This is a genomic window from Achromobacter sp. ACM03 (genome assembly GCF_014851665.1).
GTDB classification, from domain to species: Bacteria; Pseudomonadota; Gammaproteobacteria; order Burkholderiales; family Burkholderiaceae_B; genus Achromobacter; species Achromobacter aegrifaciens.
Map to the genome: position 1 here is coordinate 59,966 of NZ_JACVAD010000001.1, position 13,132 is coordinate 73,097.

A 13,132-nucleotide genomic window follows, 5' to 3' on the forward strand; every position below is an offset into this window, starting at 1 on the left:
GCGCGGTTGCTCAGGCTTGCGGCGCCGTCCCTTGCGGCGGCGCGTGTATGGCGAACTCGCGCGCCATTTTCTTCCTGGACACCTTGCCGGACGCCGCCAGCGCCTGCGCCCGCTCCAGGCGCAGGCGCTTGAGCACTTCCATGGGCGCGACGCCGAAATGCGCGGCGAATTTACGCTGGAAGGTGCGGCGCGACATCTGGCAGGCGTCGGCCATGTCGTCGACCGACCAGCGCGCCGATAGCTGCGCCTCGATTTTTTCCACCAGATCCCGGAATGGCGCGGCCACGCGGTCCTGCAAACGCAGCGCCTGGCTGTACTGGCGCTGGTCGCCGTTGCGGCGCATGAAGACCACCAGCCGCCGCGCAACCCGTTGCGACAGGTCGGCGCCGAAGTCGCGTTCGATCAGCGCCAGCGCCAGGTCGATGCCGGCGGTGACGCCGGCAGAGGTCCAGTATCTGCCGCTTTCGACGTAGATGCGGTCGTCTTCGACGCGCAGGGCCGGGTGAAGCTGGCGCAGCCGGTCGGCCGATCGCCAGTGGGTGGTGACGGCGCGGCCGTCCAGCAGGCCGGCGGCGGCCAGCACGAAGGCGCCGGTGCATACGCTGCAGGTGCGCCCGGCGGTCGCGTCGCGGCGGCGCAGCCAGGCGCGCGTCTCGCCATGGGCGCCCGCGAAATCGGCGCCGGGGCCGCCGGGCACGAACATCATGTCCAGGCGCTCATCGCCATCGTCGGCAAAAGTGCCGTCCACCTGCATGCGCAGGCCCTGTTCCCAGGTGGAGACCAGCGGCGTCGCGGCGATGGTGCCCAGGCGGTAGAGCTTGCGGCCGGCTTCCTCGTTGGCCGAACTGAAGGCTTGCCACGGTCCGGCCAGATCCAGCGGCTGGAAGCCGTCATACAGGACGAACTGCACGCGCAATGGCGCATCCGGCGCAGTATTTGGCGCACGCGTCCGGGCGCGTCCGCCTATGCTGGGAGTCGTCGTTTCTAACGGAGCATCGTCATGCATGTGAATTTTCTCTTGTTCGAAGGGCTGACCCAGCTGGATATGACCGGGCCGTACGAAGTGCTGGCAGGCGCGCCGGGCTTCACCGTGGATTTTGTCGCAAAAACGCGCGATCCGGTGCGCAGCGATCGCGGGCTGTGTTTCGTGCCCACGCAGACCATCGCATCGGCGCCGCCCTGCGACCTGCTGGTGGTGCCAGGCGGGCCGGGCACGGATGATGCCATTGTCGACGCCGACTGGGTAGCGTTCACGCGCGCGCAGGGTCTGGGGGCACGCTACGTATTCGGCATCTGCACCGGTTCGCTGTTGCTGGGCGCGGCTGGCCTGTTGCGCGGCAGGCGCGCTTCCAGCCATTGGCGCGCGCGCGAACTGCTGTCGCGCTTCGGCGCCATCCCCAGCGACGAGCGCATGTGCGTGGACGGCAACCTGTACACCGCGGGCGGCGTGACCTCGGGCATCGACATGGGGCTGAAGGTGGTGGCGGACCTGTGCGGCGAGGACGTGGCCAAGCTGATACAGCTGCAGATCGAATATGACCCCCAACCACCGTTTCCCGGTGGCACGCCCAAGACCTCGGAGCCGGCCGTGGTGCAGCGCTATCTGGAGATGTCGCAAGCGCGCTTCGAACGCCGCTCGCAGGCGGTGGACCGGGCCGCGGCCGCGATGGCCTGAGTTCGAGCGCGCGGCGCGCTCACTTCGCCAGATGATCCAGCGGCAGCGGGCTTTGCGGCTTGACGGTCTGGATCGCGAAGTTGCTGCGTATGTCCTTCACGCCGGGCAGCTTCAATAGCGTGCCCAGCAGGAAGCGTTCGTAGGCGCGCAGGTCGGGCACCACTACCTGCAGCAGAAAGTCGGACTCGCCCGACACCAGATGCGCGGCGATGACTTCCGGCAAGGTGCTGACCTCCTCGCGGAACAGGGCGGAGTCGCGCTCGTGGTGCCGCTCCACCTTGATGCCGACGAAGACGGTCAGGCCCAGGCCGACTTCGTCCGGCGCCAGGCGGGCTTCGTAACCCTGGATGACGCCGGCTTCTTCCAGCAGCCGCACCCGCCGCAGGCAGGGCGAAGGGGACAGGCCAATCTGCTCGGCGAGTTCGACATTGGTCAGCCGGCCGTTCTGCTGCAGGGCCTCGAGGATCCGGCGGTCGTAGGCGTCCAATTCGCGTTTTGGCATGAAATCAGGATAAGGATTGTTGGATTGGCGGAATATGCCAATCATCATAAATCGAATGGCATGAATAGGATGCACATGCCAGCCCGGTTTTCCTAGAATGATCGCCTGAGCCAGGACGAAAAGGAGCGGGAAAATGGCGGATATGGCGATGTTTCTAGGGGCTTTGCTGATCGTCTACGTGGTGCCGGGACCCGACATGATCCTGCTGCTGGAAACCGGCGTGCTGCGCGGCAGAGGGCAGGCGCTGGCGGTGGCCGTGGGGCTGGCCATCGCGCGGGCCGCGCACGTGACCCTGGCCGCGCTGGGACTGGCGGCGCTGTTCAAGACCCATCCCTGGGCGTTCGACGCGGCGCGCACGGTGGGGGGATGCTATCTGGTCTGGTTGGGCGTGCGGCTATTGCGCGCAGGACCCGTGTCCTACGATGCCACCGGGCAGGCGCCCGCGAGCCGCGCGGGGCTGGGGCCGGCGCTATTGAGCGGCGTGCTGACCAATGTGCTCAATCCCAAGGCCTTGCTGTTCTGCTCGGTGCTGCTGCCGCAATTCGTGTCGCCTGCCCAGGGGCCGATAGGCCAGCAGTTCGCCGTGCTGGGCGTGATCCTGGTCAGCCTGGGCCTGGCGCTGGACGTGCTGTGCGCGTTGGCGGGCGGGGCGGTGGGGCGCTGGATGTCGGCCAGCCCCCGTGCGCAGAAGATCCAGAGCCGGGTGTTCGGGCTGGCATTGATCGGCTTCGGCCTGCGCCTGACCGTGGCCCAGCGTCCGGCCTGAAGCGGCCGGTCCCGCAGCTTGCGCTACGGGACCGGCTGCCCGGCCTATTTGGCGTAGGCGTACGAGGACTCGTCGGCTTCCTCATCCTTCGGCAGCGGCGGAACCGCGCCGTCCTCCAGCAGTTCGGACTGCGTCAGGCCCTTGGTCAGCTCCAGCGCCTGGCGTTCGAACAGGCGCCGGTACAGACCGCCCTTCAGGCGGATCAGTGCGTCATGGCTGCCTTCCTCGATGACGCGGCCGCGGTCCATCACCAGCAGGCGGTCCAGCGCGCGCACCGTCGACAGGCGGTGCGCCACCACCAGCGTGGTACGACCCACCATCAGACGGTCCATGGCCTGCTGGATCAGCACCTCGCTTTCGCTGTCCAGGCTGGACGTGGCTTCGTCCAGGATCAGGATGGGCGCATCGGCCAGGAAGGCGCGGGCCAGGGCCACGCGCTGGCGTTCGCCGCCCGACAGCTTGACGCCGCGTTCGCCGACCAGCGTGTCGTAGCCCTTGGGCAGCGCCATGATGAAGTCATGGGCGCTGGCCAGCCGCGCCGCCTGCTCGATCTCGGCCTGCGTGGCGCCGGGGCGGGCATAGGCGATGTTCTCCGCCAGCGTGCGGTGGAACAGCACCGGCTCCTGCTGCACGATGGCGATCTGGCTGCGCAGGGACGCCTGCCGCGCCTGGGCGATGTCCTGCCCGTCGATCGTGATGCGGCCGTCGTTCACGTCATACAAACGCTGGATCAGCTTGATGAACGTGGTCTTGCCCGAACCCGAATGGCCGACCAGGCCGACCCGTTCGCCCGGGGCGATGCGTACCGAGAAATGGTCGTACAACGCCTTGTCGTGCGCGCCATAGCGGAACGTCACGTCCTCGAAGCGGATCTCGCCGGCCGTCACGCGCAGCTCGCCCGCGCCGGGCCGGTCGTCCACGCCCAGCGGTTGCTTTTCCAGCGCGACCAGTTCTTCCATGTCGTTGACCGAGCGTTGCAGGTTGCGGATGTGCATGCCTACGTCGCGCAGGTAGCCCTGCAGCATGAAGAACATCGTCAGGGCGAAGGTGATGTCGCCCACGCTGGCCTGGCCGCGCGACCACAGCAGCAGCGACGCGCCCAGGATGCCCGCCTGCATGGCGACCAGCATGGCGCCCTGGATGCCGCCGTTGATCGTGCCGCGGATCCAGGTGCGGCGGGTGCGGCGGCGCCATTTGTCGACCACGCGGTCCAGCCTGACTTCTTCGCGGTCTTCGGCGCCGAAGGCCTTGACCACCGCGTTGCAGCTGACGGCGTCGGCCAGGGCGCCGCCCATGCGCGTGTCCCAGGCGTTGCCCAGGCGCGCCGCCGGCGCCACATAGCCCAGCGACAGCGCCGCGGTCACGGCGATGTACAGCACCGAGCCCAGGCCCACCACCAGGCCCATGATGGGCCAGTGCACACCCAGCAGCGCGGTGGCGCCCACCAGCATCACGACCGACGGCAGCAGCGCGATCAGCAGCGTGTCGTTCAGGATGTCGACCGCCCACATGCCGCGCGTGATCTTGCGCACCGTGGAGCCGGCAAAGCTGTTGGCGTGCCAGTCCGTGGAGAAACGCTGCACGCGGTAGAACGCGTTGGAGACGATGCCGTTCATCATCTTCAGCGTGAAGGTGATGATGTTCTGGAACACGGCCTGACGCAGCAGCGTGCCGCCGATGCCCAGCGCGAGCAGCAGCCAGAACGCGGTCAGCGCCGCGCTCCAGACGATCTCGTCGCCAGCCGCGCCCGAGGCCACGGCGTCAACCAGTTTGCCGGCGTACAGCGGCGTCAGCACGTCGGTCACCGCCGACAGCAGGGCCAGCACGATGATGCCGGAGGTGCGCCAGGGCTGCGCGCGCCAATGGCGGAAGGTAAAGCCAAGGACATCCTTGAAGGTCTGTCCTCGTAGATCGATTTTTTTTCTGGCCATTGCAATGGCCCGGCGTCACCAGGACGCCGGGAGTCCTTGTGTGGAAAGAGGAAGGAGCGGCCTGCGCGGCGAGGCGCGGGCGATTGCGTTCAGGTTTTTGGGGCGGGCACGGAGGACCGGTCGCTAGATAGGCATCCAGCGATGGGTCCGCGCGGGCGACGACTTAATGACGTCGCGGGGACACGCGCGGGATGGCGGTATGCGGATTCATCATCTTGCGCCTCCCAATGGTGTGAGATGTGGGGAAAGGGAATGGGCAGAGGCCCGAATTGAAGATTCTATAGAAGTGGTGTAGGCGAATCAACGGGTAGGCGCGTGCCGGTGTGGGTTTTTTTCAACTGACGCGGCGTTCAATCCGGGGTGAACAGCGTGGGAGGCAGGCGCGCCACGGCCTCGTAGGTCAGGCGGATGTGGGCGGCCAGCAGTTCACAGGCGCGGTCCGCATCGCGCGCCAGCGTGGCGTCCAGGATGCCTTTGTGTTCGTCGTCCAGGTCGCGCGCGATGGGCTTGCGCGTGACGGTCAGGCGCCGATAGCGTTCGGCCTGCTGGTACAGGATGCCCAGGAAATGATGCAGCCAGCGCGACGGACAGGCGCGGATCAGTTCGCGGTGGAACTCGCGGTTGCGCTGTTCCCACTCTTCAAAACGGGTGTCGGGGTCGGCGGCCAGGCGCTGTTCGGCCTTGCTCAGACGGTGGAAGGCGGCCAGCACCGCGCTTTCCCAGTCGTCGTCGCCCAGGGCGATGGACTGGCGCAGGGCCTGGGTTTCCAGCAGCACGCGGTTCTCGGTGATGTCGCGGAAGTCTTCCAGCGAGATCGGCGTGACGTGAAAGCCGCGCTGGCCCTGCGCGATGACCAGGGCGTCCGACACCAGCAGCGCCAGCGCTTCGCGCAGCGTACCGGCGCCCACACCGTAATCGTCCTTCAGATGTTCGACCCGCAGGCGCGAGCCCGGCGGATGCACGCCCTGGATGATGTCGCGGCGCAGGTTGACATAGGCCGCGCCGACCAGGGTGTTGGCCGAGGCGGAATGGGCAAGCGGGGGGAGGGTGGCACCGTCTGACATGGGAGCTACTTTATCACTGGCTTTAAAAAATCTCGATAAAAATTATTGACGCCGAGATTTATGCTGCTTATCGTAGAAAAAAGCGTCGAGACCACGACCGGCATGCAGCCGGCGGCAGGCGCAACCTGGAGACAAGCAGTGATACGGCTACACGACATCCGGTACGTCCGGCTGGGTACCCGCGACCTGGAATCCGCGGTCCGCTACGCGACCGCGGTGCTGGGGCTGGAAGTGGCGCGCAAGGAGCACGGCGCGGTCTATTTCAAATCCGACTCGCGCGACCACACCCTGTGCTATTTCGAAGGCGATCCGCGCGACCACACCACGGCGTTCGAAGTGGACACGTCCGAGGAACTGGAGCATGCCGGCGCGGTGCTGGAGCGCAGCGGCTATCAGGTCGCCGCGGGCAAGCGCGAGGACGCCGAGCAGCGCTACGTACGCGATTTCCTCAGTTTCATCGACCCGTCCGGCAACCGCATCGAGCTGGTGCACGCGCCGCACCACAGCGGCCGCCGCTATTTCCCCAGCCGCGATGCCGGCGTGACGGGCTTTTCGCATATCGGCCTGCGCACGCTGGACGCGCGACGCGACGAGGCCTTCTGGACCGGGCTGCTTTCAGCCCGGGTCAGCGACCGCATCGGCGAAGCGCCCTTGCTGCGCATCGACGAAGTGCACCACAAGATCGCGCTGTTCCCGTCCAGCTATCCGGGCGTGCAGCACATCAATCACCAGGTCGAAAGCATCGACGACATCATGCGTGCCTGGTACCAGCTGAAGGAATGGCAGGTGCCGATCCGCTTCGGCCCGGGGCGCCATCCGACCTCGGGGGCGATGTTCCTGTACTTCGACGGCCCCGACGGCATGATCTACGAGTACTCCACCGGCGTGCGCCTGATCACCGCCGAAGACGAGAAGACCTACCGGCCGCGCAGCTTCCCCGCAGTGCCGTCCTCGTTCTGCATGTGGGGCGCCAAGCCCGACATCCCGGAGTTCAAGACGTGAGCGCCGCGCCGATGAAAGCCGACGCCGGCCAGGAAGCGCTGGTGCGGACGGCGGCGCGCGGCCTGGCCCGCGCCGGCCTGGTCCACGCTTACGGCCATTGCAGCAGCCGCCTCGACGCCGATCACTTCCTGGTATGCGCCGCGCGGCCCATGGGCCTGATCGAACCGGGCGAGGCGGGCACGGTGGTGCCGGTGCACGGCGAACTGCCCGAGGGTGTGCTGGGCGAGGTCCGCATCCACCAGCACATCTACCGCATGCGCCCCGAAGTGGGCGGGGTGGTGCGCTCCATGCCGCCCACGGTCATGACGCTGTCCTCGGCCCGCGTGACGCCGCAGCCGCGCCATGGGATGGGTTCGTATTTCTCTCCGTCCGTGCCGCTCTGGGACGACCCGCAACTGGTGCGCAGCGACGCCCAGGCACGCGGCGTGGCCCAGACCCTGGGCGCGGCCCGCGCCGTGGCCATGCGCGGCAACGGCGCGGTGGTGGCAGCCGAATCGCTGATGCATGCCGTGGTGCTGACCTGGTATCTGGAGGATGCCGCGCGCATCGAATGGCAACTGCGCTCGGCCGGCCTGGCCGACGGCGCGCCCACGTTCTCGCCCGAAGAGGCGGCGACCCGCGCCGTGGGCACGGGCCGGATCTACGAGCGCATGTGGGAATACCTGACCGCCGGCGACCCTGAAGCGGCGCTGGCAGACCTGTCACAACCGAGGACGCAATGACCGATTTCCGCAATTTCATCAACGGCGAATGGGTCGCCACGGACAAGACGTTCGACAACCGCGATCCGGTCGACAACCGGCTGATCGGGCGCATCCACGAGGCCGGCGACGCCGAGGTCGACGCCGCCGTGCGGGCCGCCAAGGCGGCGTTGCGCGGCCCCTGGGGCAAACTCAAGACGCAGCAGCGCGTGGAGCTGCTGCACGCGGTGGCCGACGGCATCATCCGGCGCTTCGACGAATTCGTCGACGCCGAGATCGCCGACACCGGCAAGCCCTACGACCTGGCCAGCCATCTGGACATTCCGCGCGGCGCGGCGAACTTCAAGATCTTCGCCGACCTGGTGCGCAACATCCCCAACGAGACCTTCGACCTGGAAACGCCGGATGGCGGCCATGCCCTGAACTACGGCGTGCGCGTGCCGCGCGGCGTAATCGGCGTGATCTGCCCGTGGAACCTGCCGCTGCTGCTGATGACCTGGAAGGTGGGGCCGGCGCTGGCCTGCGGCAACACCGTGGTGGTCAAACCTTCCGAAGACACCCCGGCCACGGCCACGTTGCTGGGCGAAGTCATGAACGAGGTCGGCGTGCCGCCCGGCGTCTATAACGTGGTGCATGGCCGCGGCCCCGGTTCGGCGGGCGAAAAGCTCACGCGCCATCCGTTGGTCGACGGCATCACCTTTACCGGCGAAACCCGCACCGGCGAAGCCATCATGCAGGCCGCGGCGGTGGGCGTGCGTCCCGTGTCCTTCGAACTGGGCGGCAAGAATGCCGGCATCGTGTTCGCCGATGCGGACTTCGACAAGGCGGTGGCCGGCATTGCCCGGGCCGCCTTCGACAACACCGGGCAGGTCTGCCTGGGCACCGAGCGCGTCTACGTGCAGCGGCCGATCTTCGACCGCTTCGTGGCGGCGCTGGGCGAGCGCGCCCGCGGCTTCAAGCTGGGCCGTCCGAAGGATCCCGGCGTCAACCTGGGTCCGCTGATCTCGCAGCGCCATCGCGACAAGGTGCTGGGCTACTACGCCCGCGCCCGTGAAGAAGGCGCCACGGTGGTGGCCGGCGGCGGCGTGCCGGACATGCCGGACGACCTGGCCGGCGGCGCCTGGATCCAGCCCACGGTCTGGACCGGCCTGCCGGAAAGCTCGGCCGTGATCCAGCAGGAGATCTTCGGCCCCTGCTGCCACATCGCGCCCTTCGACACGGAAGAAGAAGCCGTCGCCCTGGCCAACGCCACGCCCTACGGCTTGGCGGCCTCGGTCTGGACCAGCAACGTGGGCACCGCCCATCGCATGGGACAGGCCCTGGAAGTGGGCATCTGCTGGATCAATTCCTGGTTCCTGCGTGACCTGCGCACGGCCTTCGGCGGAGCCAAGCAGTCCGGCATCGGCCGCGAGGGCGGCGTGCATTCGCTCGAGTTCTACACGGAGCTGCGCAATGTCTGCGTGAAGCTCTGACCTGTAAGCAGGCCTTAGTACCGGCAGGCGCCGCGCAGAACGGCGCCGCCGTCCATCCCCCAAGGAGACTTAGCATGCAAGCATACGCACGCGGCCTGTCCGCGCTGGCCGCGGTCGCGGCCCTGACCGTGGCCAACGCCGCAATGGCGGACGTCCGCATCGGCTTTACCGGGGTGCTGTCCGGCCCCCAGGCGGCATTGGGCCAGGATCAGTACGACGGCCTGATGTTGGGCATCGAGCAGCTGGGCGGCAGCCTGGGCGGCCAGAAGGCGGTGGTGATCCGCGACGACGACCAGCTCAAGCCCGACGTGGGCGCGCAGATCGTGCAGAAGTTCATCGAGAAGGACAAGGTCGACGTGATCGTCGGGCTGGGCTTCTCCAACGTGCTCATGGCCGAACTGCGGCGCATCAAGGAATCGGGCGTGGTGGCGCTGTCCACCAACGCCGGACCCGCGCCCATCGCCGGCCGCATGTGCCTGCCCAATCTGTTCGTGCTCGGCTGGCAGAACGACAGCATGTCCGAAGCCATGGGCAAGTACGTCAAGGACCAGGGCTACAAGCGCGCCTACCTGATGTCGTCCAACTACCAGGCCGGCAAGGACAAGCTGGCGGGCTTCAAGCGCTTCTATGGCGCCGCGCCCGCCGACGAGATCTACACCCAGCTGGGGCAGCTGGATTACTCGGCCGAGATCTCGCGCATGCAGTCGGCCTCGCCCGACGCGCTGTTCGTGTTCTATACCGGCGGGGTGGGCGTGAACTTCGTGCGCCAGCTGCGCCAGGCCGGCCTGATGGAAAAGCTGCCGTTCTTCTCGGAAAGCCTGATCGATTCCAACACGCTGACCGCGCTGAAAGAGCAGGCGGTGGGTGCGATCTACGGCACGCCTTGGGCCACCACGCTGGACAACCCGCAGAACCGCAAGTTCGTCGAGGCCTTCAAGGCCAAGTACGGCCGCTTGCCGTCGGAATATGCGGTGGGCGGCTATGACGCGGCGTTCCTACTGGATACCGCCATCAAGCAGCAGGGCGGCAAGGTCGGCGACAGCAAGGCCCTGGCCGCGGCGGTGAAGGCGGCCGGCGCCAACTTCCCCACGGTGCGCGGCAAGTTCCGCTTCAACAGCAACAACATGCCGGTGCAGGACCTGTATGCCTACCAGGTCGTGAAGGAAGGCGACGGCGTGGGCTTGAAGCAGCTGGCCAAGGTGTTCACCGACCATCAGGACGCCTACGTGGCCGACTGCCCGCTGAAGTAACGTCCCGGGAGACGCCCCATGAACGGATCCTTGCTGTTGTCGCAGATGCTTAATGGCCTGCAGCTCGGCGCCTTGCTGTTCCTGCTGTCCTCGGGGCTGACCCTGATCTTCGGCATCATGAACTTCATCAACCTGGCGCACGGGTCGCTGTATATGATCGGCGCCTTCCTGGGCGCCACCGCCTACAACGCCAGCGGCTCGTTCGCCTTCGCCATCCTGGCGGCGGTGACGGGCAGCGGCCTGGTAGGGGTGGCGCTGGAACGCCTGATTGCGCGGCCGCTGTACAAGCATGATCACCTCTATCAGGTACTGGCCACCTTCGGGCTGATGATGTTCTTCAATGAACTGGCTTCGGTCATCTGGGGCAGCCGGCCGTACTACGCCGCCGTGCCGCAGGGGCTGGAAGGAGCGGTCAGCCTGTTCGGCAACGACTATCCGGTGTATCGCCTGATGATCATCGGCGTGGGCGCGCTGGTGGCGGTTGGCGCCTGGTTCCTGATCCAGCGCACGCGCTTCGGCATGCTGATCCGCGCCGGCGCCAGCAATGCGCCCATGGCCAGCGTGCTGGGCGCCAACGTGGACCTGCAGAAGACGCTGCTGTTCCTGCTGGGCGCGGTGCTGGCCGGCGTGGCGGGGGCGCTTGCGGGGCCGATCCTGTCGGTGCAGTCCGGCATGGGTGAGCCGGTGCTGATCCTGGCGCTGGTGGTGATCGTCGTGGGCGGCATCGGCTCGGTGCGCGGCACGCTGGTCGCGGCGCTGCTGATCGCGATGATAGACACGCTGGGCCGGGCCTTCCTGCCCGACATGCTGCGCGCCGTGTTCGACGCTTCCGTCGCCAATGCGGTCGGGCCGGCGCTCGCCTCCATGCTGATCTACGTGCTGATGGCCGTGGTGCTGGCGTTCCGGCCGCAAGGCCTGGTCTTCTCGGCGCGGCGTTGACGCGCGCTTGTACTGGGGTTGGATCATCATGCAAGAACACACATACCGGCGCTGGGCGCTGCCTTTGCTGTTCCTGGTCCTGGCCGGCGTGCCTTTCGTGGCGCAATGGCTGGGTGAACCGTTCTACGTGACGCTGGGCGCGCGCATCCTGATCTATGCGCTGGCCGCGCTGGCGCTGAACCTGGTGCTGGGCTTTGCCGGACTGGTGAGCTTCGGCCACGCCATGTTCCTGGGCCTGGGTTGCTATGCCGTGGGCATTCTCAGCTATTACGGGTTTGGCAACGGCTGGCTGCAGCTGGCCGTGTGCATCGCGGTGTGCGCGCTGGTGGCGCTGATCGTCGGCACGGTCTGCCTGCGGACCTCGGGCATAGGCTTCATCATGATCACGCTGGCGTTTGCGCAGATGTTCTATTTCCTGGCGGTCAGCCTGCGCGAGTACGGCGGCGACGACGGCCTGAACATCTACGAAGCCAGTTCCTTCGGCCTGTTCGACCTGGGCGGCAGCCAGCCCGTGTACTGGGCGGCCTGGGCGGTGCTGCTGGTGTCCAGCCTGGCGATGCTGCGCCTGCGCCGCTCGCCCTTCGGCATGATCCTGCGCGCCACGCACGCCAACCCGCGCCGCGTGGACGCGCTGGGCTATTCGGTGTTCGGCGTGCGCCTGACGGCCTACGTGGCCTCTGGCGTGCTGACCGGCGTGGCCGGGCTGCTGCTGGCCAACCTGACCGCCTTCGCCTCGCCCAGCTACATGTCCTGGCCGGTGTCGGGCGAACTCATCGTCATGGTGGTGATAGGCGGCCTGGGCAATGTGCTGGGGCCGATTTTCGGCGCCGTTGCCTATCTGCTGATGGAAGAGGCCTTCAAGAGCATGACGCAGCATTGGATGCTGCTGATGGGGCCGGCGGTGGTGGTCATCGCCATGGTGGCCAAGGGCGGCTATGCCAACTCCCTGGCCTGGCTGCGGCGTCCGCCGCCCGCCGCGCCGACGGTCCAGCCGCCGGCCGCGGGTGAACAACAGGACCGCCGCCCGCCGGACGCGATCGCCAAGGAGGCTTCGGCATGAGCATGCAAACCGCAGCCGCGCCCGTTGGATTGTCCACGCAGGACCTGGTGCGCCGCTTCGGCGGCCTGAGGGCGACCGACGGCGTGTCGCTGGACGTGGCGCCTGGCGAACTGCACGCGCTGATCGGCCCCAACGGCGCGGGCAAGACGACTTTGATCAACCTGCTGTCGGGCGAACTGCGGCCCGATGGCGGCGCCGTGCGCCTGGGCGCCTCCGACGTTTCCCGCGCCTCGGTGCAGGAACGCGTGGCGCTTGGCATGCTGCGCTCCTATCAGGTGACCTCGGTGTTCGACAGCTATACGGTGCTGGACAACGCCTGCCTGGCAGCCTTGCGCAAGCGCCGCCGGCGCCTGTCGGCCTGGACCGCCTTGCGCGATTGCGCCGACGTGGTAAGCGCCGCGACCGCGGCGCTGCGGGCCTGCAAGCTGGAAGACGTGGCCGAGGCTCAGGTGGACAGCCTGGCCTATGGCCAGCGCCGCCAGCTGGAGATCGCCATGGCATTGGCGGGCGAGCCGTCGGTACTGCTGCTGGACGAGCCCATGGCCGGCATGAGCGCGGCCGAAAGCGCGGGCGTGATCGCCTTGCTGCAAAGCCTGAAGGGCCGCTACACCATCGTGCTGGTCGAACACGACATGAACGCCGTGTTTGCGCTGGCCGACCGCATCAGCGTGCTGGTCTACGGCAAGGTCATCGCCACCGGCAGCGCCGAACAGATACGCAACCATCCCGACGTGCGCCGCGCCTATCTGGGCGACGACGCCGACGCATAA

General features: G+C 67.5%; 13 protein-coding genes. 9 read left to right on the plus strand and 4 right to left on the minus strand.

Translation table 11 applies throughout. The annotated features are described in order from the left end of the window. Window positions 1-10: 10 nt before the first annotated feature. On the minus strand, window positions 11-910 hold the full coding sequence (locus IB257_RS00270) for an AraC family transcriptional regulator (RefSeq protein WP_192491695.1): 900 nt from the start codon (window positions 908-910) through the stop codon (window positions 11-13). Window positions 911-1,000: 90 nt separating this feature from the next. On the opposite strand from IB257_RS00270, the gene IB257_RS00275 reads away from it, so the two are divergent. Further along, on the plus strand, window positions 1,001-1,675 hold the full coding sequence (locus tag IB257_RS00275; RefSeq protein WP_054453759.1) for a DJ-1/PfpI family protein: 675 nt from the start codon (window positions 1,001-1,003) through the stop codon (window positions 1,673-1,675). Between the two features lie 19 nt (window positions 1,676-1,694). On the opposite strand, the gene IB257_RS00280 is transcribed toward IB257_RS00275, so the two are convergent. After that, the gene (locus IB257_RS00280) at window positions 1,695-2,177 is read right to left on the minus strand and encodes an Lrp/AsnC family transcriptional regulator (RefSeq protein ID WP_054454795.1); all 483 of its coding nucleotides are present in this window, start codon (window positions 2,175-2,177) and stop codon (window positions 1,695-1,697) included. A gap of 148 nt (window positions 2,178-2,325) precedes the next feature. On the opposite strand from IB257_RS00280, the gene IB257_RS00285 reads away from it, so the two are divergent. Then, window positions 2,326-2,943: a LysE family translocator gene (locus IB257_RS00285; protein WP_225588701.1), complete on the plus strand. Its 618-nt coding sequence runs from the start codon at window positions 2,326-2,328 to the stop codon at window positions 2,941-2,943. A gap of 44 nt (window positions 2,944-2,987) precedes the next feature. Here the strand turns inward: IB257_RS00285 and IB257_RS00290 are convergent, their stop codons facing one another. Together IB257_RS00290 and IB257_RS00295 are read right to left on the minus strand one after the other, a co-directional pair. Further along, a complete protein-coding gene (locus tag IB257_RS00290) occupies window positions 2,988-4,874 on the minus strand; it encodes an ABC transporter ATP-binding protein (protein ID WP_175182367.1) in 1,887 nt (628 codons plus the stop codon). A gap of 350 nt (window positions 4,875-5,224) precedes the next feature. Continuing rightward, the gene (locus IB257_RS00295) at window positions 5,225-5,938 is read right to left on the minus strand and encodes a GntR family transcriptional regulator (protein ID WP_054453767.1); all 714 of its coding nucleotides are present in this window, start codon (window positions 5,936-5,938) and stop codon (window positions 5,225-5,227) included. A gap of 138 nt (window positions 5,939-6,076) precedes the next feature. Between IB257_RS00295 and IB257_RS00300 the strand changes: the two genes are divergently transcribed. The 7 genes from IB257_RS00300 to IB257_RS00330 all read left to right on the plus strand — a co-directional run bounded on the left by IB257_RS00300 (window position 6,077) and on the right by IB257_RS00330 (window position 13,132). Beyond that, on the plus strand, window positions 6,077-6,940 hold the full coding sequence (locus IB257_RS00300; protein WP_054456504.1) for a VOC family protein: 864 nt from the start codon (window positions 6,077-6,079) through the stop codon (window positions 6,938-6,940). Beyond that, window positions 6,937-7,662 (plus strand): class II aldolase/adducin family protein, encoded by a 726-nt coding sequence (locus IB257_RS00305; RefSeq protein WP_233564475.1) that lies wholly within the window; start codon window positions 6,937-6,939, stop codon window positions 7,660-7,662. Before IB257_RS00300 ends, IB257_RS00305 begins: the two co-directional genes overlap by 4 nt. Further along, on the plus strand, window positions 7,659-9,113 hold the full coding sequence (locus IB257_RS00310; RefSeq protein ID WP_175162561.1) for a 2-hydroxymuconic semialdehyde dehydrogenase: 1,455 nt from the start codon (window positions 7,659-7,661) through the stop codon (window positions 9,111-9,113). Before IB257_RS00305 ends, IB257_RS00310 begins: the two co-directional genes overlap by 4 nt. Window positions 9,114-9,187: 74 nt before the next feature. Further along, window positions 9,188-10,363, plus strand: coding sequence for an ABC transporter substrate-binding protein (locus IB257_RS00315; RefSeq protein ID WP_192354118.1), 1,176 nt, complete (start codon window positions 9,188-9,190; stop codon window positions 10,361-10,363). Window positions 10,364-10,381: 18 nt separating this feature from the next. Further along, complete coding sequence (locus IB257_RS00320; RefSeq protein WP_042793142.1) at window positions 10,382-11,302, plus strand: branched-chain amino acid ABC transporter permease; 921 nt, start codon at window positions 10,382-10,384, stop codon at window positions 11,300-11,302. A gap of 28 nt (window positions 11,303-11,330) precedes the next feature. Further along, a complete protein-coding gene (locus IB257_RS00325) occupies window positions 11,331-12,362 on the plus strand; it encodes a branched-chain amino acid ABC transporter permease (protein WP_119449078.1) in 1,032 nt (343 codons plus the stop codon). Next, entirely contained in the window at window positions 12,359-13,132 is a 774-nt protein-coding gene (locus IB257_RS00330) for an ABC transporter ATP-binding protein (RefSeq protein ID WP_192491696.1), read from the plus strand. The genes IB257_RS00325 and IB257_RS00330 overlap by 4 nt, the downstream gene beginning before the upstream one ends.

Coding starts and splice junctions, on each gene's coding strand:
- IB257_RS00315 (WP_192354118.1), top strand. CDS start 9,188: ATGCAAGCATACGCACGCGGCCTGTCCGCGCTGGCCGCGGTCGCGGCC.
- IB257_RS00330 (WP_192491696.1), top strand. CDS start 12,359: ATGAGCATGCAAACCGCAGCCGCGCCCGTTGGATTGTCCACGCAGGAC.
- IB257_RS00320 (WP_042793142.1), top strand. CDS start 10,382: ATGAACGGATCCTTGCTGTTGTCGCAGATGCTTAATGGCCTGCAGCTC.
- IB257_RS00325 (WP_119449078.1), top strand. CDS start 11,331: ATGCAAGAACACACATACCGGCGCTGGGCGCTGCCTTTGCTGTTCCTG.
- IB257_RS00290 (WP_175182367.1), bottom strand. CDS start 4,874: ATGGCCAGAAAAAAAATCGATCTACGAGGACAGACCTTCAAGGATGTC.
- IB257_RS00275 (WP_054453759.1), top strand. CDS start 1,001: ATGCATGTGAATTTTCTCTTGTTCGAAGGGCTGACCCAGCTGGATATG.
- IB257_RS00295 (WP_054453767.1), bottom strand. CDS start 5,938: ATGTCAGACGGTGCCACCCTCCCCCCGCTTGCCCATTCCGCCTCGGCC.
- IB257_RS00280 (WP_054454795.1), bottom strand. CDS start 2,177: ATGCCAAAACGCGAATTGGACGCCTACGACCGCCGGATCCTCGAGGCC.
- IB257_RS00285 (WP_225588701.1), top strand. CDS start 2,326: ATGTTTCTAGGGGCTTTGCTGATCGTCTACGTGGTGCCGGGACCCGAC.
- IB257_RS00310 (WP_175162561.1), top strand. CDS start 7,659: ATGACCGATTTCCGCAATTTCATCAACGGCGAATGGGTCGCCACGGAC.